General features: G+C 58.1%; 20 protein-coding genes. 10 read left to right on the top strand and 10 right to left on the bottom strand.

The window, feature by feature from the left end; translation table 11 throughout:
* Positions 1 to 85: 85 nt before the first annotated feature.
* Entirely contained in the window at positions 86 to 1285 is a 1200-nt protein-coding gene (gene tyrS, locus ACWR1S_RS28985; RefSeq protein ID WP_454565902.1) for a tyrosine--tRNA ligase, read from the bottom strand.
* Between the two features lie 212 nt (positions 1286 to 1497).
* Between tyrS and ACWR1S_RS28990 the strand changes: the two genes are divergently transcribed.
* Together ACWR1S_RS28990 and ACWR1S_RS28995 are read left to right on the top strand one after the other, a co-directional pair.
* Positions 1498 to 2916: a peptidoglycan DD-metalloendopeptidase family protein gene (locus ACWR1S_RS28990; protein ID WP_454565903.1), complete on the top strand. Its 1419-nt coding sequence runs from the start codon at positions 1498 to 1500 to the stop codon at positions 2914 to 2916.
* Positions 2917 to 2919: 3 nt separating this feature from the next.
* Positions 2920 to 4011 carry an anhydro-N-acetylmuramic acid kinase gene (locus ACWR1S_RS28995; RefSeq protein WP_454565904.1) on the top strand — a complete coding sequence of 364 codons (1092 nt, stop codon included), beginning with the start codon at positions 2920 to 2922 and terminating at the stop codon, positions 4009 to 4011.
* A gap of 71 nt (positions 4012 to 4082) precedes the next feature.
* Here the strand turns inward: ACWR1S_RS28995 and erpA are convergent, their stop codons facing one another.
* Together erpA and argC are read right to left on the bottom strand one after the other, a co-directional pair.
* Positions 4083 to 4433, bottom strand: coding sequence for an iron-sulfur cluster insertion protein ErpA (erpA, locus tag ACWR1S_RS29000; RefSeq protein WP_008077999.1), 351 nt, complete (start codon positions 4431 to 4433; stop codon positions 4083 to 4085).
* Positions 4434 to 4580: 147 nt separating this feature from the next.
* A complete protein-coding gene (gene argC, locus ACWR1S_RS29005; RefSeq protein WP_454565905.1) occupies positions 4581 to 5615 on the bottom strand; it encodes an N-acetyl-gamma-glutamyl-phosphate reductase in 1035 nt (344 codons plus the stop codon).
* Positions 5616 to 5748: 133 nt separating this feature from the next.
* Between argC and hemJ the strand changes: the two genes are divergently transcribed.
* The 6 genes from hemJ to coq7 all read left to right on the top strand — a co-directional run bounded on the left by hemJ (position 5749) and on the right by coq7 (position 10207).
* On the top strand, positions 5749 to 6177 hold the full coding sequence (hemJ, locus tag ACWR1S_RS29010; RefSeq protein WP_150793336.1) for a protoporphyrinogen oxidase HemJ: 429 nt from the start codon (positions 5749 to 5751) through the stop codon (positions 6175 to 6177).
* Between the two features lie 33 nt (positions 6178 to 6210).
* Positions 6211 to 7179: an NAD(P)H-dependent flavin oxidoreductase gene (locus ACWR1S_RS29015; protein WP_454565906.1), complete on the top strand. Its 969-nt coding sequence runs from the start codon at positions 6211 to 6213 to the stop codon at positions 7177 to 7179.
* A 77-nt stretch (positions 7180 to 7256) separates the two neighbouring features.
* Positions 7257 to 8207, top strand: coding sequence for a DUF805 domain-containing protein (locus tag ACWR1S_RS29020; protein WP_454565907.1), 951 nt, complete (start codon positions 7257 to 7259; stop codon positions 8205 to 8207).
* A gap of 61 nt (positions 8208 to 8268) precedes the next feature.
* Positions 8269 to 9057 (top strand): SDR family NAD(P)-dependent oxidoreductase, encoded by a 789-nt coding sequence (locus tag ACWR1S_RS29025; protein ID WP_016983469.1) that lies wholly within the window; start codon positions 8269 to 8271, stop codon positions 9055 to 9057.
* A 57-nt stretch (positions 9058 to 9114) separates the two neighbouring features.
* A complete protein-coding gene (locus ACWR1S_RS29030; protein ID WP_003228789.1) occupies positions 9115 to 9453 on the top strand; it encodes a histidine triad nucleotide-binding protein in 339 nt (112 codons plus the stop codon).
* 106 nt (positions 9454 to 9559) lie between these two features.
* A complete protein-coding gene (gene coq7, locus ACWR1S_RS29035) occupies positions 9560 to 10207 on the top strand; it encodes a 2-polyprenyl-3-methyl-6-methoxy-1,4-benzoquinone monooxygenase (RefSeq protein ID WP_008077993.1) in 648 nt (215 codons plus the stop codon).
* A gap of 109 nt (positions 10208 to 10316) precedes the next feature.
* Here coq7 and speD read toward each other — a convergent pair whose 3' ends face one another.
* The gene (gene speD / locus ACWR1S_RS29040; protein ID WP_016983471.1) at positions 10317 to 11111 is read right to left on the bottom strand and encodes an adenosylmethionine decarboxylase; all 795 of its coding nucleotides are present in this window, start codon (positions 11109 to 11111) and stop codon (positions 10317 to 10319) included.
* A 237-nt stretch (positions 11112 to 11348) separates the two neighbouring features.
* Complete coding sequence (locus tag ACWR1S_RS29045; protein ID WP_454565908.1) at positions 11349 to 11771, bottom strand: OsmC family protein; 423 nt, start codon at positions 11769 to 11771, stop codon at positions 11349 to 11351.
* Between the two features lie 237 nt (positions 11772 to 12008).
* Between ACWR1S_RS29045 and crp the strand changes: the two genes are divergently transcribed.
* A complete protein-coding gene (crp, locus tag ACWR1S_RS29050) occupies positions 12009 to 12653 on the top strand; it encodes a cAMP-activated global transcriptional regulator CRP (RefSeq protein ID WP_008088598.1) in 645 nt (214 codons plus the stop codon).
* A gap of 9 nt (positions 12654 to 12662) precedes the next feature.
* Here the strand turns inward: crp and ACWR1S_RS29055 are convergent, their stop codons facing one another.
* The 4 genes from ACWR1S_RS29055 to ACWR1S_RS29070 form a co-directional block, all read right to left on the bottom strand.
* On the bottom strand, positions 12663 to 13364 hold the full coding sequence (locus ACWR1S_RS29055) for a lipoate--protein ligase family protein (RefSeq protein WP_454565909.1): 702 nt from the start codon (positions 13362 to 13364) through the stop codon (positions 12663 to 12665).
* 136 nt (positions 13365 to 13500) lie between these two features.
* Positions 13501 to 14337: an indole-3-glycerol phosphate synthase TrpC gene (trpC, locus tag ACWR1S_RS29060; RefSeq protein ID WP_454565910.1), complete on the bottom strand. Its 837-nt coding sequence runs from the start codon at positions 14335 to 14337 to the stop codon at positions 13501 to 13503.
* A complete protein-coding gene (gene trpD, locus ACWR1S_RS29065; RefSeq protein ID WP_454565911.1) occupies positions 14334 to 15383 on the bottom strand; it encodes an anthranilate phosphoribosyltransferase in 1050 nt (349 codons plus the stop codon). The genes trpC and trpD overlap by 4 nt, the downstream gene beginning before the upstream one ends.
* A gap of 9 nt (positions 15384 to 15392) precedes the next feature.
* Positions 15393 to 15986 carry an aminodeoxychorismate/anthranilate synthase component II gene (locus ACWR1S_RS29070; protein WP_077574753.1) on the bottom strand — a complete coding sequence of 198 codons (594 nt, stop codon included), beginning with the start codon at positions 15984 to 15986 and terminating at the stop codon, positions 15393 to 15395.
* Between the two features lie 408 nt (positions 15987 to 16394).
* Between ACWR1S_RS29070 and estP the strand changes: the two genes are divergently transcribed.
* Positions 16395 to 18302, top strand: a complete 1908-nt coding sequence (gene estP / locus ACWR1S_RS29075; RefSeq protein ID WP_454565912.1) for an esterase EstP — start codon at positions 16395 to 16397, stop codon at positions 18300 to 18302.
* Positions 18303 to 18472: 170 nt separating this feature from the next.
* Here the strand turns inward: estP and ACWR1S_RS29080 are convergent.
* A partial coding sequence (locus ACWR1S_RS29080) for an anthranilate synthase component I family protein (RefSeq protein ID WP_454565913.1) occupies positions 18473 to 19208 on the bottom strand: 736 nt, incomplete at its 5' end.

Consider the following 19208-nt stretch of genomic DNA (forward strand, 5'->3'; position numbering starts at 1 on the left):
CTCAAGGAGTTTTCCGTTTCGACTGCGCCGGAAGTGGGGCGAATTATAGACATCTAAAATTCGCCGTCAATACTTATTTTCAGTATCACTCAGATTTCAGAGTGATACGTGCAAATGCCTTCTTGCCTGCCTGGCAAACGTGGGTGGCGCCCAGTACATATATAAAGGAGCGATCAACCACTTCACCATCAATGCGCACGCCACCGGACGCCAACAGGTCGCGCGCCGCTGCCGAGTTTTTCACCAGGCCTGCTTTATTAAGGACTGCCGCGATCGGCATGTCTTCAGCGGAAGCCAGCTCGATCTCTGGCAGATCATCCGGCAACTCACCATCCTTCATACGGTTACCTGCCGCACGGTGAGCATTGGCCGCCGCTTCTTCACCATGGAAGCGCGCAACGATCTCTTCGGCCAGCTTGATTTTGATATCGCGCGGATTGGCACCCGCCTCAACATCAGCACGCAACGCATTGATCTCATCCATCGAACGGAAGCTGAGCAGCTCGAAGTAACGCCACATCAACGCATCCGGAATCGAAACCAGTTTGCTGTACATGACGCCCGGCGCTTCCTGAATACCGACGTAGTTGCCCAAGGACTTGGACATCTTCTTCACACCATCCAGACCTTCGAGCAGAGGCATGGTCAGAATGCACTGAGCCTCTTGACCATAACCACGTTGCAACTCACGCCCCATCAGCAAGTTGAACTTCTGATCGGTGCCACCCAGCTCAACGTCCGCGCGCAGAGCAACCGAGTCATAACCCTGCACCAGCGGATAGAGGAACTCGTGAATCGCGATTGGCTGATTGGTGGTGTAACGCTTGTCAAAGTCATCACGCTCGAGCATGCGCGCGACGGTGTACTGCGAAGTCAGGCGGATGAAGTCCGCCGGCCCCATCTGATCCATCCAGGTGGAGTTGAATGCAACTTCGGTTTTCGCCGGATCAAGAATCTTGAACACCTGAGTCTTGTAGGTCTCGGCGTTTTCCAGAACCTGCTCGCGAGTCAGCGGAGGACGAGTGGCGCTCTTGCCGCTCGGATCACCGATCATCCCAGTGAAGTCACCTATAAGGAAGATCACCTGATGCCCCAGCTCCTGGAACTGACGCAGCTTATTAATAAGCACGGTATGACCCAAGTGCAGATCCGGAGCGGTTGGATCAAAACCAGCCTTGATACGCAGCGGCTGGCCGCGCTTGAGCTTCTCGATCAGCTCGGACTCGACCAATAGTTCTTCCGCACCACGTTTAATCAGCGCTAGCTGCTCTTCAACCGACTTCATAACAGACCCGCAAGGCTCAGATTCAAAGGGAACCAACCATACAAGATCGCGCACCAATTACAAGTTTTGCCCGGCGCACGGACACCAATCCACAGACGGACTGTCTGTAGACTTGCTTCAGAGATGATTTGGTTATATTTTATACAGTTATTTCATCTTCATCATGTCATTCATCTTTTCCAATTCATCATTTTTCAAAGTCAAAATTACCTATGACCACAGAACCGTCTAAAGCGCCTCCGCTTTACCCGAAGACCCACCTGCTCGCCGCAAGTGGAATCGCCGCCCTTCTTAGCCTGGCTCTCTTGGTATTCCCTTCCAGTGATGTTGAAGCCAAAAAGACGACCCTGAGTCTTGAACTGGAAAGTCCTGCTGAACAACTGACACAAGATCAAGACGCTGCTGACGCGGCTCAAGCCACAAATGAACCCGTAGCTTCACCGTTTGCTCAAATCGAAAACACTGACGAAAACACCGCCCAAACCGCAGAAGCCGCACCTGCACCAGCCGCTGAAAAGCCGAAAGCCCCGGGGCATCGTGAAGTTGTCGTCGCCAAGGGCGATACGCTGTCGACCTTGTTCGAAAAAGTCGGCCTGCCAGCGGCGTCCGTCCATGAGGTCCTGGCTAGCGACAAACAGGCCAAACAGTTCAGCCAGCTCAAGCACGGCCAGAAACTCGAATTCGAATTGGACCCTGAAGGCCAACTGACCAGCCTGCACAGCAAGGTCAGCGATGTCGAAACCATTACTCTGACCAAGAATGACAAGGGTTATGCCTTCAACCGGGTTACCGCAAAACCAACCGTTCGCACCGCTTACGTCCACGGTGTAATCAACAGCTCACTTTCACAATCGGCAGCCCGTGCCGGCCTTTCGCACAGCCTGACCATGGATATGGCCAGCGTCTTCGGCTACGACGTCGACTTCGCTCAGGACATCCGCCAGGGCGACGAATTCGATGTGATCTACGAGCAGAAAGTGGTCAACGGCAAATCAGTCGGCAATGGCCCGATCCTGTCTGCACGCTTCACCAACCGCGGTAAAACCTACACCGCCGTGCGTTACACCAACAAGCAAGGCAACAGCAGCTACTACACGGCTGACGGCAATAGCATGCGCAAGGCGTTCATCCGCACGCCGGTGGACTTCGCCCGCATCAGCTCGAAGTTCTCAATGGGCCGCAAACACCCGATCCTCAACAAGATCCGCGCCCACAAAGGCGTTGATTACGCTGCGCCACGCGGTACGCCAATCAAGGCTGCCGGTGACGGTAAAGTGCTGCTCGCCGGGCGTCGTGGTGGCTACGGTAACACCGTGATCATCCAGCACGGCAATACCTACCGCACGCTGTACGGCCACATGCAAGGTTTCGCCAAAGGCGTGAAGACTGGCGGTACCGTGAAACAGGGCCAGGTCATCGGTTACATCGGCACCACCGGCCTGTCCACCGGCCCGCACTTGCACTATGAATTCCAGGTCAACGGCGTTCACGTCGATCCGCTGGGCCAGAAGCTGCCAATGGCTGATCCGATTGCCAAAGCCGAGCGCGCTCGCTTCCTCGCACAGAGCCAACCGCTGATGGCGCGCATGGATCAAGAGAAGGCCACCATGCTGGCTTCGAGCAAGCGTTAAGCCATGGCCCTTTATATCGGTGTGATGTCCGGAACCAGCCTCGACGGCCTGGACATTGCCCTGATCGAACAGACCTCGGCGATCAAACTGGTCGCCACGCACTACATTCCCATGCCTGAATCCCTGCGCGCAGAGCTGCTTGGCTTGTGCGCCAGCGGCCCCGACGAGATTGCCCGTTCGGCGATTGCCCAGCAAAACTGGGTGAAGCTTGCCGCACAGGGCGTTCATACCCTTCTCGATCAGCAGCAACTCAAACCTGAAGCCATTCGCGCGATCGGCAGCCACGGCCAGACCATTCGCCACGAACCAGCGCGCGGCTTTACCGTGCAGATAGGCAACCCTGCCCTGCTCACTGAATTGACCGGCATCACGGTAGTCAGTGACTTCCGCAGCCGCGATGTCGCTGCCGGCGGTCAGGGTGCGCCTCTGGTTCCAGCCTTCCATGAAGCGTTGTTCGAAGAGCGTACCGGTAACCAGGCCGTCTTGAATGTCGGCGGTTTCAGCAATCTGAGTCTGATAGAGCCGACCAAGCCTGTAGCCGGTTTCGACTGCGGCCCGGGAAATGTTCTGATGGACGCATGGATTCACCAGCAGCACGGCGAAAACTACGACCGCAATGGCGACTGGGCAAAATCAGGCTCTGTTGAGCCAATCCTGTTGAAGGCACTGCTCAGCGATCCATTCTTCGTCACCAAAGGCCCGAAAAGTACCGGTCGCGAAGTGTTTAACCTGCCGTGGCTGGAACAACACTTGTCCCTGCTGCCAGCCTTCGTAGCAGAAAACGTACAGGCCACGCTGCTTGAGCTGACAGCCCTGACCATCGTCGAGTCGCTCCAAAGCGCGCAGGCTGATACGCAGGAACTGCTGGTTTGCGGCGGCGGCGCGCACAACAACACACTGATGAAACGCTTGGCCGACCTGCTACCAGAAACAACGGTCGCCAGCACCGCGACTCATGGCGTTGATCCTGACTGGGTCGAAGCCATGGCCTTCGCCTGGCTGGCTCATTGCTGTCTCGAAGGCATTGCCGCCAACCGCCCAAGCGTCACTGGAGCTCGCGGACTTCGAGTACTGGGCGCCATCTACCCCGCCTAAAGAACACATACAGCAAAACGCCGCAGAACCGTAAGGCTCTGCGGCGTTTTGTTATCTGAAACGAAAAGCGATCAGATCGAGAACGAAGACCCGCAACCACACGTCGTGGTGGCGTTCGGGTTCTTGATCACGAAGCGCGAACCCTCCAGACCTTCCTGGTAGTCCACTTCAGCACCCGCCAGGTACTGGAAGCTCATCGGATCGACCACCAGACTCACGCCTTCGCGCTCGACGATGGTGTCGTCCTCGGCGACATCTTCATCGAAGGTGAAACCGTACTGAAACCCAGAACAACCGCCGCCCGTAACGAATACGCGCAGCTTCAAGCGATCATTCCCCTCTTCATCGACCAGGCTCTTCACCTTGTGCGCGGCACCGTGGGTGAATTGCAAAGCCGTGGGGGTGAAGGATTCGACGCTCATGCTGACTATCTCCCGGCGTTACGCCGCCATAATGCGTGATGACGCGCATTATCCGCTTGTCCGAGAAAATCGGTCAACTATTAGAGGAGCAGCGGCAAGATTCAAGCTGTGAGCTTCAAGCTTGCCGCTTACAACTTGTAGCTGCCCTTATGGCAGCATACCGGCGTGGGACAGCCCGAAGCGCTCGTCCAGCCCGAACAGGATGTTCATGTTCTGTACCGCTTGGCCCGACGCGCCCTTGACCAGGTTATCAATCACCGACAGCACCACCACCAGATCGCCATCCTGCGGACGGTGAACGGCGATACGGCAAACGTTGGCACCCCGCACGCTACGGGTTTCCGGATGGCTGCCGGCCGGCATCACGTCGACGAACGGTTCGTTGGCATAACGCTTTTCAAACAGCGCCTGCAGATCCACCGAACGATCAACCACGCTCGCGTACAGCGTGGAGTGAATGCCACGGATCATCGGCGTCAGGTGCGGAACGAAGGTCAGACCAACGTCCTTGCCCGCTGCACGACGTAGCCCTTGGCGAATTTCCGGCAGGTGACGATGACCTTTCACCGCGTAGGCCTTCATGCTTTCCGACGTTTCGGAGTACAGCGAGCCGACAGCCGCACCGCGACCGGCACCGCTGACGCCGGATTTGCAGTCGGCGATCAGACGCGACGTGTCCGCCAGACCAGCCTCGAGCAACGGCAGGAAACCCAGTTGCGTTGCGGTTGGGTAGCAACCCGGCACCGCGATCAGGCGGGCCTTCTTGATCTGCTCGCGATTGACTTCCGGCAGACCGTAGACCGCTTCGTCCAGCAACTCGGGCGCGCCGTGCGGCTGGCCGTACCATTTGGCCCATTCTTCAGCGTCTTGCAGACGGAAGTCCGCCGACAGGTCGATGACCTTGGTGCCCGCTGCCAGCAACTCGCCAGCCAATGCGTGAGCCACACCGTGCGGCGTGGCGAAGAACACCACGTCGCAAGCACCGAGGGTCTTAATGTCCGGCACGCTGAAGGCGAGACCATCGTAGTGGCCGCGCAGGTTCGGGTACATGTCAGCCACGGCCAGACCGGCCTCGGATCGGGAAGTGATCACAACCACTTCTGCCTGCGGATGCTGCGCCAACAGACGCAGCAATTCGACACCGGTGTACCCCGTGCCGCCGACGATACCGACCTTGACCATGACCTGCCCTCAAAGAACCCACTGGAAAGCCGTCGATAATAGGGGCCGCGCGCGCCTGCGACAACCGTCAAGGTGACGTGCGGACGCTCAAGCCTCTACTATCCGGCTTACCGTGAATTAGGGAATAACTAAAATGCTCTATCTGTGGATCAAAGCGTTTCACATTGTCAGTGTCGTTTGCTGGTTTGCCGGGCTGTTTTATTTGCCGCGACTGTTCGTTTATCACGCGCAAAGCGAAGACACGATCAGCAAAGAACGCTTCAGCGTGATGGAGCGCAAGTTGTATCGAGGGATCATGGGCCCGGCGATGATCGCGACGCTGATCTTTGGCGGCTGGCTGATCTACCTCAACCCGAGCCTCTTCAGCATGGGTGGCTGGATTCACGCCAAACTGACGCTCGTCGTCTTGCTGATCGGCTACCACCACATGTGTGGTGCGCAGGTTAAACGTTTTGCCCGTGGCGAAAACACCCGCAGCCATGTCTTTTATCGCTGGTTCAATGAAGTGCCGGTTCTGATATTGCTGGCTATCGTAATTCTGGTCGTGGTCAAGCCGTTCTAACTTCAACAAGAACAGATCTTTGGGGTACTCATAATGTCGCTGCCCGCTTTGCTCGAACAACGTCTGCGTCTGCCAGTGGTGGCCGCGCCGATGTTCCTGATTTCCAATCCTGAGCTGGTGCTCGCCTGCTGCCGTAATGGCGTGGTCGGCAGTTTTCCAGCCTTGAACCAGCGCGAAAGCAGCGGCTTCAAAGCCTGGCTGGAACAGATCGAAGCGGGACTGGCGACACTGGATAACCCGGCGCCATACGCGGTAAACCTGATTGTTCACAACAGCAACCCGCGCTTGCAGGCGGACTTGAACATCTGCGTCGAACACAAAGTGCCGATCGTCATCACCAGCCTCGGCGCAGTGAAGGAGTTGGTCGACGCGGTACACAGCTATGGCGGTCTGGTGTTCCATGACGTGACCACTCGCCGACATGCCGAGAAAGCCGCCGAGGCGGGTGTCGACGGTTTGATCGCCGTTGCTGCGGGCGCCGGGGGCCATGCCGGGACCTGGAGTCCCTTCGCGCTGATCGCAGAGATCCGCCAATTCTTCGATAAAACCCTGCTGCTTGCAGGATGTCTTAACCACGGCCATGAGATTCTCGCCGCACAACTGCTCGGCGCGGATTTGGCCTACTTCGGTACGCGATTTATCGGTACCACGGAAAGTCATGCGCCTGACGCCTACAAGGAGATGCTACTGACAGCCAAGGCTTCGGACATCATCCATACTCCAGCGGTCTCGGGAGTGCCGGCGAGTTTTATGCGTCAGAGTCTGGAGGCGGCCGGCTTCGACATGGCTGCTCTGCAAGGCAAAGGCGAAGTGAATTTCGGTGACAAGCTCAAACCGATCAGCGACGAAGCCAAAGCCTGGAAGACTGTGTGGTCGGCCGGTCAAGGCGTCGGGCAGATCGATGACCTGCCGAGCGTGGATCAATTGATCGCACGACTGGACGCCGAGTATCGCCTGGCCCAGGAACGCGCGGCACAGTTGCCGAAACGCTGGCCACGCTAAGAAAATCAGGCCAGCCCCAGCGGACTGGCCTTACACTGCTGACCTTTCAATTTTTTCGCGACAAGGATGCCTCGGCCATGAGCGAACCCCGTTACAAGATCGTGTTCGACGGTGCTCTACAGCCCGGTGTCGATATCACCACGGCCAAACTCAATCTGGCAGATCTGTTCAAAAGCGATGTGGCCGCCATTGAACGTCTTTTCAATGGCAGCGTCGTCGCACTCAAGCGTGATCTTTCCCACAGTGATGCCCAAACGTACCTGCAGGCACTGAACAAAACCGGGATCGCTGCACGTATCGAAACGGAAACGGCCATCGAGCTGAATCTGGCCGATGTTCATGAGCATGCTCCGGTTGTCGCGGAACCTGACTCGCCTTACGCGCCGCCTCGCGCCAACGTCGGTGAAAATCTGCCGGCGTTCGCCACGCTCAAGCCGTTCAGCGTCGAAGGGCGGATCGGCCGCCTGCGTTTTCTGGCCTGGACAATGGTGCTGAGCCTGGTGACATTGCCCATTGTCGGCGTATTCGCCCTGCTGGCTTTGGGACTGGTCGCAGGTGATTCAACCACCGGCCTGATCATTGGCGGGATCTTCGCGTTCTTCCTGTTTATCGCTTTCCTGATCGTCAGCATTCTGTTCAGCGTTCAGCGCCTGCACGACATCGGTTGGTCGGGCTGGCTCTGGCTACTGAACCTGGTGCCATTCGTGGGCAGTTTCTTTCCGCTGGTGATTATGGTCGTACCGGGCAACACCGGCGCCAACCGTTACGGCCCTCCCCCACCGCCCAACAGCACCGCCGTGAAAGTGCTGTGTTCCCTGTGGATCGTGTTCTTCGCGCTGATCTTTGTCGGTGGCATGCTGGGCGGGATCTCGGCGATCCAGCAGGAGTACGAAAGCAATCTGGAAAGCAGCTACGAAAGTGGCTCGGTGACCACTGATGAAGTCGAAGTAGAGGTCGAAGCGCCAGCGGATTCCGCCGACGAAGCAGCCGAAGCGGCGCAGGCCCCTGTAGACTCTGCGAAAGAATGAACAGCGCTCCCCGCCGTGACACCCGCGTCGCCGGCGCGGAGCTGTTGCGATGGAGAATTGCATGACCCGTTACGCTCTGATCACTGGCGCCTCCAGCGGCATCGGCCTGGCACTGGCCGAGGCGCTGGCCCGGCGCGGCCGCAGCCTGATTCTGGTGGCACGACAACGTGATCAGCTGGAAAGTATTGCGATCGAACTGACCCAGCGCTTTGGCGTCGAGGTACTGTTCCGCGCCTGTGATCTGGGCGAGCCATTGCGTCTGTCCGGCTTCCTGCTGGAACTGGAAGAAGGTGACCGGCAGATCGACTTGCTGGTCAATTGCGCCGGCATCGGCACCTGCGGCCCGTTTCTCGCGCAGGACTGGATGACCGAGCAGGATCTGATCGAAGTGAACATCCTCGCCCTCACCCGCTTGTGTCACGCCATTGGCAACAGCATGGCGTTGCAGGGAGGCGGGCAGATTCTCAATGTCGCCTCGGTGGCCGCATTCAACCCCGGCCCGTGGATGAGCACTTACTACGCCAGCAAGGCGTATGTGCTGCACTTCTCCGAGGCCTTGCGGGTCGAACTAAAACAAAGCGCGGTGAAGGTTTCGGTGTTGTGCCCTGGCCCGACTCGCACGGCGTTTTTCCGTACGGCGCAACTCAACAGCGACAAACTCAAAGACAGCAAACTGTTGATGAGCCCTGAGGAAGTCGCGCTGTACACCGTGCGCGCCCTCGACAAGAACCGGGCGATCATCATTCCGGGGCGGCGCAATCGCTGGTTCGCGTTTTTGCCGCGACTGGGTTCGCGCTGGCTTAATCGCACCATTGTCGGCATGGTCAATAAAGCCTATTGCCCGCGCTAAAGAATCCGGATTCAACGCGGTACACTCGATTCAGCCCAAACAACGGAGAAAGCAGCAGTGGATACTCTGTTCACCAAAATCATCAACCGGGAAATCCCGGCCAAGATCATTTACGAGGACGACCAGGTTCTGGCGTTCCACGACATCGCCCCGCAGGCACCGGTGCATTTCCTGGTGATCCCGAAAAAACCGGTGCGCACCCTCAATGACCTGACCGAAGACGACAAGGCACTGGCCGGGCATATCCTTTTCACTGCACAGCGTCTGGCGCTGGAGCTTGGCTGCGAAGAAGGTTTCCGTGTGGTGATGAACTGCAATGAAAAGGGTGGGCAGACCGTCTACCACATTCACATGCACGTACTCGGTCAACGGCAGATGAACTGGCCACCGGGTTGATTGAAGACAGAATCGGTGGGAGCGCCCTGCTCCCACATGACCCAGCGCAAACCTTCGCCGGCCGATTCGGTTAAACTGGCCGCCGAGATTCTTCCCGGAGGTCAGCATGACTACCCAACGTCACTACTCGCCGATTGACCGTCTTCTGCTGCAAGCCGATGCCGCGATGCGTACCCTGTTGCCCTTCAGTGGCCAGCCGTACCGTCCATCGCCAGCAATTTTGCAGCCAGACACTCAGATGAGCGACGAAGACACCCGCCACGTCGCCGGCCTGATGCGCATCAACCATACCGGTGAAGTCTGCGCGCAGGCGCTGTATCAGGGACAGGCACTGACCGCCAAGCTGCCTCAGGTACGCGAGGCCATGGAGCACGCCGCCGAAGAAGAGATTGATCATCTGGTCTGGTGCGAACAGCGCATTCACCAGTTGGGCAGCCATACCAGCGTTTTGAATCCGCTGTTTTACGGCATGTCGTTCGGGATTGGCGCAGTGGCCGGGTTGATCAGCGACAAGGTCAGCCTCGGGTTTGTCGCGGCGACCGAGCATCAGGTGTGCAAGCATCTGAACGAGCATCTGGAACAGTTGCCGGCCGAGGACGAGAAGTCCCGGGCGATTCTGGAGCAGATGCGCATTGATGAAGAACATCATGCGGAAAGTGCGCTGGAGGCTGGTGGGTTCCGTTTTCCGGCGCCGGTGAAGTTCGGGATGAGTATTCTGGCCAAGGTGATGACCAAGAGTACTTATCGGATCTGAGAACGGTATTGCTGCAGAGGGCCCCTTCGCGAGCAGGCTCGCTCCCACAAGGGGGGTGGCAGAAATGAAAAAGGCGACCGAAAGGTCGCCTTTTTTGTGCCCGGGAATCTTAGGTCGGCATGTTGCGCGCGTAGAAGATTTCGAGCATTTCGTGTTTCACACGATCGGTCACCTGAGCGCGTTGCTCGGGGGACAGGTTGCTGGTGGCGTCGCCGAACAGGTAGTTATCCAGTTCGAAGTTCTTCAGCAGCATTTTGGTGTGGAACAGGTTTTCCTGGTACACGTTCACGTCGGTCATCTGATACGCGTCGCGGGTGTCTTCGGAGAGGTAGTTCTGGATCGAATTGATCTCGTGGTCGATGAAGTGCTTGTTACCTTCAACGTCACGGGTGAAGCCGCGCACACGATAATCCACAGTCACGATGTCCGAATCGAACTGGTGAATGAGGAAATTGAGCGCTTTCAGCGGTGAGATGACACCACACGTCGACACGTCGATGTCCACACGGAAGGTTGCAATACCGTCGTCCGGATGGATTTCCGGGTAGGTGTGCACCGTGATGTGGCTCTTGTCGAGGTGGGCCAGGATAATTTCGGGCAATGGGCCCGGCGACTCTTCAATCTGGCTTTCAGTCGGGGTTACCGGCTCTTCAGAAATCAGAATCGTGACGCTGGCGCCCTGAGGTTCGTAGTCCTGACTGGCAATGTTCAGGATGTTGGCACCAATGATCTCAACAACTTCTGTGAGAATCTGCGTCAGGCGTTTCGCGTTGTACTCTTGATTGATGTACTCAACGTAAGCCTGCTGGTCTTGCGGGGTTTCCGCGTAGCAGATGTCATAGATGTTGAAGCTCAAGGTCTTTGTCAGGTTATTGAACCCGTGGAGCTTGAGTTTGCTTTTCACCGTTAAAAACTCTCTATGTATGCGGCCCGGCCGCGTGATCAAGCATGCCCGTCAAGTGCGAACAACGCACCTGCGTAGGACGGTTAACACCTCTTCGCGATGGCGATTTTGGTTATCTGTTCAGGCGGCTGATCCGTCGGCTGACCGATCACTGCCCTGAAAAAAGTGGCGCATTATGCAGACGTCAGCGGGGGATCGCCAGAGTCTGCACTGCTTTTATGATAGTTGAATGTCGGATCAACCGAGTTCGACGATTTCGTAGTCGTGGGTGATTGCCACGCCGGCCGCGCCGAGCATGATCGAGGCAGAGCAATACTTCTCCGCGGACAACTCGATGGCACGCTTGACCTGGGCTTCTTTCAAGCCACGGCCCTTGACCACGAAATGCATGTGGATCTTGGTGAATACCTTCGGATCTTCGGTCGCGCGTTCGGCTTCGAGGAAGACTTCGCAGCTTTCGACGGCCTGACGGGACTTTTTCAGAATGCTGACCACGTCGAAGTTGCTGCAACCGCCCACACCGAGCAGGAGCATTTCCATCGGGCGAACACCCAGATTACGACCACCGGCGTCCGGCGGACCGTCCATGACCACGACATGACCGCTGCCGGATTCGCCGAGGAACATGGCTTCGCCAGCCCATTGGATGCGTGCCTTCATCGCCAAGACTCCACTGTAGAAAAAAGGGTCGCCAGCTTAGCACAGCGCCCCGGCCTGACAGCGAGCGCAGATCCTAGGACGGATGCCTCCGCGACGTAGGTAATTTCTCGAATTTTCGACGAAGTGTCTGTTAAGCTGGCGCCAATTCGCTGGCGCCCATGCCAGCTGTGTAGCGACCGCCTTCAGCGCCTCATAAAAAAACCAAACATCACCGTGCAGTCTTTTCGGGATACAACCATGGTTGCTATTACCCCCACACCCAAAATCAAGAATCTCGACAAGCTGTTGATGCATTGCCAGCGCCGTCGCCATGCGGCCAAGAGCAACATCATCTGTGCCGGCGATCGCTCGGACACGCTGTACTTCATTATCAAAGGCTCGGTGACGATCCTGATCGAGGATGACGATGGCCGCGAGATGATCATCGCCTATCTCAACGCTGGGGACTTCTTCGGTGAGTTGGGTCTGTTCGAACAAGCCGGCCAGGAACAGGAACGCAGTGCCTGGGTGCGCGCCAAGGTCGAGTGCGAAACCGCGGAAATCAGCTACGCCAAGTTCCGCGAACTGTCGCAGCAGGATCCAGACATTCTTTACGTGCTTAGCGGACAAATCGCACAACGCCTGCGCAACACCACGCGCAAGGTTGGCGATCTGGCGTTCTTTGACGTAACCGGTCGTGTTGCCCGCTGCCTGCTTGAGTTGTGCAAACAGCCGGACGCGATGACGCATCCGGACGGCATGCAGATCAAGGTGACCCGTCAGGAAATCGGCCGGATTGTCGGTTGCTCGCGGGAGATGGTCGGTCGCGTGCTCAAGGATCTTGAGGAACGCAACCTGGTCGATGTGAAAGGCAAGACCATGGTGGTCTTCGGTACGCGATAAACCGTGACGTCAGGCGTTGTACATCTGCGCCAGCATCAGACGAAACAACTCATCGAGACGCGCCAAGGCCCGTGGCGCGTTGAATTTTTCATGCAGGGCAATGTGGCTTTGCGCCCGCACCCGCTGTTCCAGGCCACACGCTTCGTTGAAGCGATTGACCGCCGCAACCATCGATTCGCGCTCGTTATCCATCAGCATCGCACCGTGCACCAGACCGACCGGACGCTGTCCGCCCTGACTCTGGCGCCAGCGCTGCGCGGTGCCGACCATTTTTCGGCCGTCGAGGTTGACGTTGAAACGACCGTCGCAGAATGCGCCGTCGATTTCACCCAACGATGATGTGCCGCCCAATTCATCCAGTAACTGACAGATCGGATCGCAGAGACGGTGGTAGCCTGTTTCGATGCGATTGAGGTCGCCTTCGCTGCGCGGTGGCGCGTAGACCAGAGCGATGTTGATCGTCGCGGCAGATTGCGGGACCGGTTCGCCGCCGGTTTCACGCAGCAGGACGGGCCAACCAGCGGCGGCAGAGACTTCGCAGGCGTGCTCGAAACCGGGCAGACGATTGAGGCGGCGTGGCATGACCAGGGCCCGATCGCTGGGTTGCCAGAATAAAAGGCCGAATTCTGCGTCGCCGGCGCAGACCGAGGCCAGCAAGTCTTGTTCGGCTAACAGGCCGGCTTCGATGGTCAGCGGGGTTGGCAGCGACATGGAGGGCTCCGGCAGAGTGAACATCTTTAGCGGATTTTAGGGCCTCTTCGCGAGCAAGCTCGCTCCCACAGGAGAAATGCATTCCAATGTGGGAGCGAGCTTGCTCGCGAAAGGGTCGACTCAGTCTGAAAGAATATCAGTCGAGGGTCGAACCGCTGATGGAAGTGCCACGCTCCGGGAAGAACAGACGCTGCAGCTCAGTGCCCGGACTTTCCGCACGCATGAATGCTTCGCCCACCAGGAACGAATACACGTCGCTGATTTCCATCAGCTCGACATCGGCACGGTTGAGAATGCCGCTCTCGGTAATCACCAAACGATCGCGCGGAATGCGCGGCAGCAGGTCGAGGGTGGTTTCCAGACTGACTTCAAAGGTGTGCAGGTTACGGTTGTTGACCCCGACCAGCGGCGTGTCGAGGGTTTTCAACGCACGCTCCAGCTCATCGCCGTCGTGCACTTCGACCAACACATCGAGACCAACGCTTTTGGCCACAGAGGCCAGCTCGGCCATTTTCACGTCATCCAGTGCGGAGACGATCAACAGCACACAGTCAGCGCCCAGCGCACGGGCTTCGACGATCTGGTAAGGATCTATCATGAAGTCCTTGCGGATCACCGGCAGGCTGCATGCGGCACGGGCCTGTTGCAGGTAGGCGTCGGCGCCCTGGAAGTAATCGATGTCGGTCAGTACGGACAGGCAAGTCGCCCCGCCCTTCTCGTAACTTTTGGCGATGTCGGCGGGAACGAAGTCCTCGCGGATCACGCCTTTGCTCGGCGAAGCCTTTTTGATTTCGGCGATCACCGCAGGCTGCTTCTTCTTGGCTTGTGTCAGCAATGCCTGGGCAAAACCACGGGGTGCATCGGCCGCCTTGGCCAGACTTTCCAGCTCGCTCAGACTGACACGAGCGCTACGCTCGGCAACTTCCTGAACTTTGCGGGCCAGAATGTTTTCCAGAACCGTCGGTACACTCATCCCTCATTCTCCACTCTGAATACCGCGGTAAAGGCACCCAACTCCTCGAGTTTTTCCCGAGCGAGACCGGTGTGCAGGGCGTCGTGCGCAAGCTCCACGCCCTGTTTCAAACTGCTGGCCAGGTCGGCGGCATATAGCGCGGCACCGGCATTGAGCACAATCATTTCAGCGGCTTTCTGGCCGTTTTCGGTTTTGCGTTTGCCGAGTGCGTCACGGATCAGCGCCAGCGACGCTTCCGGACCTTCAACCGACAGACCGTGCAGGCTCTGGCTCTTCATGCCGAGATCTTCCGGCTCGACCCAATATTCGCTGATTTCGTTGTTTTTCAGCTCGGCAACGAAGGTCGGTGCGGCGAGACTGAACTCGTCCAGGCCGTCCTTCGAATGCACCACCAGCACATGCTTGCTGCCCAGGCGCTGCAAGACTTCTGCCAATGGCCGGCACAGTGCCTGGGTGAACACGCCCACTACCTGATGTTTCACACCGGCCGGATTCGTAAGCGGGCCGAGCATGTTGAACAGCGTACGCAAGCCGAGATCGCGGCGCGGGCCGGCGGCGTACTTCATCGCTTTGTGGTGGGTCTGGGCAAACATGAAACCGATGCCGACGTTGTCGATGCAACGGGCGACCTGCACCGGCGTCAGGTTCAGATAAATGCCGGCAGCTTCGAGCAAGTCGGCACTGCCGCTCTTGCCCGATACCGCGCGGTTGCCGTGTTTGGCCACGGTGCAACCGGCAGCGGCAACAACAAACGAAGAGGCGGTCGATACGTTGAATATGTTCGCGCCATCACCGCCAGTGCCGACCACGTCGACAACGCCGTCGAGTGTCTTCAGTTCAACCTGATCAGCCAGCTCACGCATCACCGACACAGCGCCGACGATCTCGTCGATGCTCTCGCTCTTCATGCGCATGGCCATCATGAACGCGCCGATCTGCGCGTCGCTGCATTGGCCGGTCATGATTTCGCGCATCACATCGCGCATTTCATCGGTGCTGAGGTCGAGGTGATCGACGATACGGCTCAGGGCTGTCTTGATATTCATGGGAAGTCCTTAGCGCGTGCCGCCGGTTTGTTTGAGGAAGTTGGCAAACAGTTCATGGCCCTGCTCGGTCAGGATCGACTCGGGGTGGAACTGTACGCCCTCAATGTTCAGGGTCTTGTGACGCAGGCCCATGATTTCGTCGACCGAACCGTCGTCGTGCTGGGTCCACGCGGTCAGCTCCAGGCAATCAGGCAACGTGTCGTGCTTGACGATCAGCGAGTGGTAGCGGGTGACGGTCAGCGGGTGATTGAGACCGGCGAAAACGCCCTTGTCCTCGTGGAATACCGGACTAGTCTTACCGTGCATCACTTGCCGGGCGCGGACTACATCACCGCCAAAGGCCTGGCCGATGGATTGGTGGCCAAGGCAAACGCCGAGGATCGGCAGTTTGCCGGCAAAGTACTTGATGGCTTCGATGGAAATGCCGGCTTCGGTCGGTGTGCACGGACCTGGGGAAACCACGATGCGCTCAGGCTTGAGTGCTTCGATTTCGGCGATGGTCAGTTCGTCGTTGCGCACGACCTTGACCTCGGCTCCCAGCTCGCCGAGGTATTGCACAACGTTGTAAGTAAAGGAGTCGTAGTTGTCGATCATCAGCAACATGGCGTGTCGAACCTCTTGAATTCTGATTTGAAAACAGCCTTCAGATCACTTGCCCGCAGGGCGCTGCACGATGTCGGACGCAGGAAGACGCGTCGGCACAGCGGCATTTCAAACAGGCAAGGAAGGCAAAGCGATACAGATCCGGCGGGGCCGGCAGAAAAGATTCAGGCGCGCCAACGCCAGCGGGCGTGTGCCTTGATGACTTGATCCAGAAGTTTGCTGGTGATCAACACGGGGAAGGTCTCGTTCATACGTTCCGGCACAGTAACTTAGCTGGGCGGAGCGTGCAATATGGCCAGGGCTGCGGGAGATAAAACCGGGGGAGGATTCGCGACCGATGGCAAAACGCCGGGAGTTTTTGGTACTGTCGTTTCGTTCACCTACAACAATAAATAAACGGACTTGCTCATGATCAAACAGACGTTGTTTGTACCGCTGGCTGGCTGCCTGCTCGCACTGGCTTGTGCTCAGGCCAATGCTGCACCCAATCCTTATTCCAGTTTCATTGTGTTTGGCGACAGCCTCAATGATGCCGGCACCTTCACCGACACTGGCGGACCGGCCGGCTCCACCGAGCGTTACACCAACCGCACCGGGCCGGTGTATCAGGATGGCAGCGGTGAGCTGTACTCATTGAACTCCACGCAGTTGCTCGGCGGACGTCTTGGCTTTTCGCCAGACCAGACAGCCTCTTCCAGCTCCGCCGTGCGCGCCGAAAACGGCCAGCCGGACGGCAACAACTGGGCGGTGGGCGGCTATCGTACCGACCAGATCCTCGACTCGATCACCACGCAATCCGCTACCGGCGAACGCACCCGCGCCGGTTACTTGCCCTCCAATGGCTTCCGCGCCGATCCGAAAGCGCTGTATTACATTTCCGGCGGCGGTAACGACTTCCTGCAAGGTCGCATTCTCAGCCTGCCGCAAGCCAACGCCGCTGCAGATCGACTGGCCGACAGCGTGCAAACCCTGCAAACCGCCAGCGCCAAATACGTGATGGTCTGGCTGTTGCCTGATGTGGGGCTGACGCCGGCCATCAACGGTACGCCGCTGCAAGCTTTCAGCAGCCAACTCGCCACCCAGTTCAACAGTCAGTTGGTCACGCGCCTGCAAGGCATCAACGCCGAAATCATTCCGCTGAACATTCCCGTATTGCTCTCGGAAGTGTTTGCCGACCCGGGGCGCTTTGGCCTCGCGACCGATCAGAACCTGACCGCGACTTGCTTCAGTGGCAGCGGCTGCACCGAGAACGCCCGTTACGGGATCAACAGTGCGACACCCGATCCGAGCAAGCTGATCTACAACGACGGCGTGCACCCGACCGAAGCCGGGCAAAAACTGATCTCCGACTACGCCTATTCCTTGCTCGCCGCACCGTGGGAACTGACGCTGCTACCAGAAATGGCTCACGCCACCCTGCGTGCGCATCAGGATGAACTGCGCAACCAATGGCAGGCGGATTGGGAAAACTGGCAAGCGGTCGGCCAATGGCGCGCGATTGTTTCCGCGGGTGGTCAGCATCTGGATGTCGACAGCCAGAGCAGCGGCGTCAGTGCCGATGGAGGCGGTTACAACCTCAACGTTGGTGGCAGCTATCGCTTGAATGAAGCCTGGCGCGTTGGTGTCGCTGGCGGCTTCTACCGGCAGAATCTCGAGGCCGGCCATAACGACTCGGACTACAAACTCAACAGCTACATGGCCACGGCATTTGCCCAGTACCAGCAAAATCGCTGGTGGGCTGACGCTGCTTTGACTGGCGGCAAACTCGACTACGACAACCTCAAGCGCAAGTTTGATCTGGGCGTCAGCGAAGGTGCGGAAAAAGGCGACACCGACGGTAGTCTCTGGGCCTTCAGCGCCCGCGTCGGTTACGACATCGCCCAACCGGGCAGCGAGTGGCACCTGTCGCCGTTCATCAGCGCCGACTACGCCAGCGTTGATGTCGATGGCTACTCAGAGAAGAGCAATCGTGCCACGGCGTTGACCTTTGATGATCAGACTCGTGATTCGAAACGTCTGGGCCTCGGCTTGCAGGGTAAATACAACATCACCCCGCAAACTCAGGTGTTCGGCGAATACGCTCACGAGCGTGAGTACGAAGATGACGTGCAGAAGGTGCGTATTGCACTCAATACTCTGCCGGCCAACGACTTCAAGCTTGAGGGTTATACGCCGCAAAGCCATTTGAACCGCTTGAGCCTGGGCGTCAGCCACAAGCTCACGGCTGATCTGGCGCTGCGTGGCGGTTACTCGTTGCGCAAGGATGATGACTTTACCCAGCAGGGTGTGAATGTTGGGGTCGTTCTGGACTTCTAAACCGCAGGCACAAAAAAGCGGCGCCCTCACAGGCGCCGCTTTTTTATTGCCGAACGCAAAGCAAATGTAGGAGTGAGCCTGCTCGCGATTGCGGATTAACATTCAACAGACTTGTTGACTGACCCACCGCTATCGCGAGCAGGCTCACTCCTACAAGGGTTTTGTGTTGGTCAAGCTTCCGGGGTTTGTTCGGCCAGGGCCACGGCACGGAACATCGCGCGGCGTTTGTTCAGGGTTTCTTCCCATTCCAGCGCCGGCACCGAGTCGGCGACGATACCGCCACCGGCCTGCACGTGCAGTTCGCCGTTCTTGATCACCGCCGTACGAATGGCAATTGCGGTGTCCATGTTGCCGTTCCAGGCGAAGTAACCGACCGCCCCACCGTAGACGCCACGCTTGACCGGCTCCAGTTCGTCGATGATTTCCATCGCGCGAATCTTCGGCGCCCCCGACAAGGTGCCCGCCGGCAGAATCGCCCGCAGTGCGTCCATCGCTGTCAGCCCTTTCTTCAACTGGCCAGTGACGTTGGAGACGATGTGCATCACGTTGGAGTAACGCTCGATGACCATCTTCTCGGTGAGCTTCACCGAGCCGATTTCCGAAACGCGACCGGTATCATTACGACCGAGGTCGATCAGCATCAAGTGCTCAGCGATCTCCTTATCGTCCGACAGCAGGTCTTGTTCCAGCGCCACGTCCGCTTCTTCGGTCGCGCCGCGTGGGCGAGTCCCGGCGATCGGGCGCACGGTGATCAGGTTGTCTTCAACCCGCACCAGCACTTCCGGCGAACTGCCGACGACATGGAAGTCGCCGAAGTTGAAGAAGTACATGTACGGCGTCGGGTTGAAGCAGCGCAGGGCGCGGTACAGATCGATCGGCGCAGCCTTGAAGTCGATCGACATGCGC

This window comes from Pseudomonas sp. AIG, from assembly GCF_977020205.1.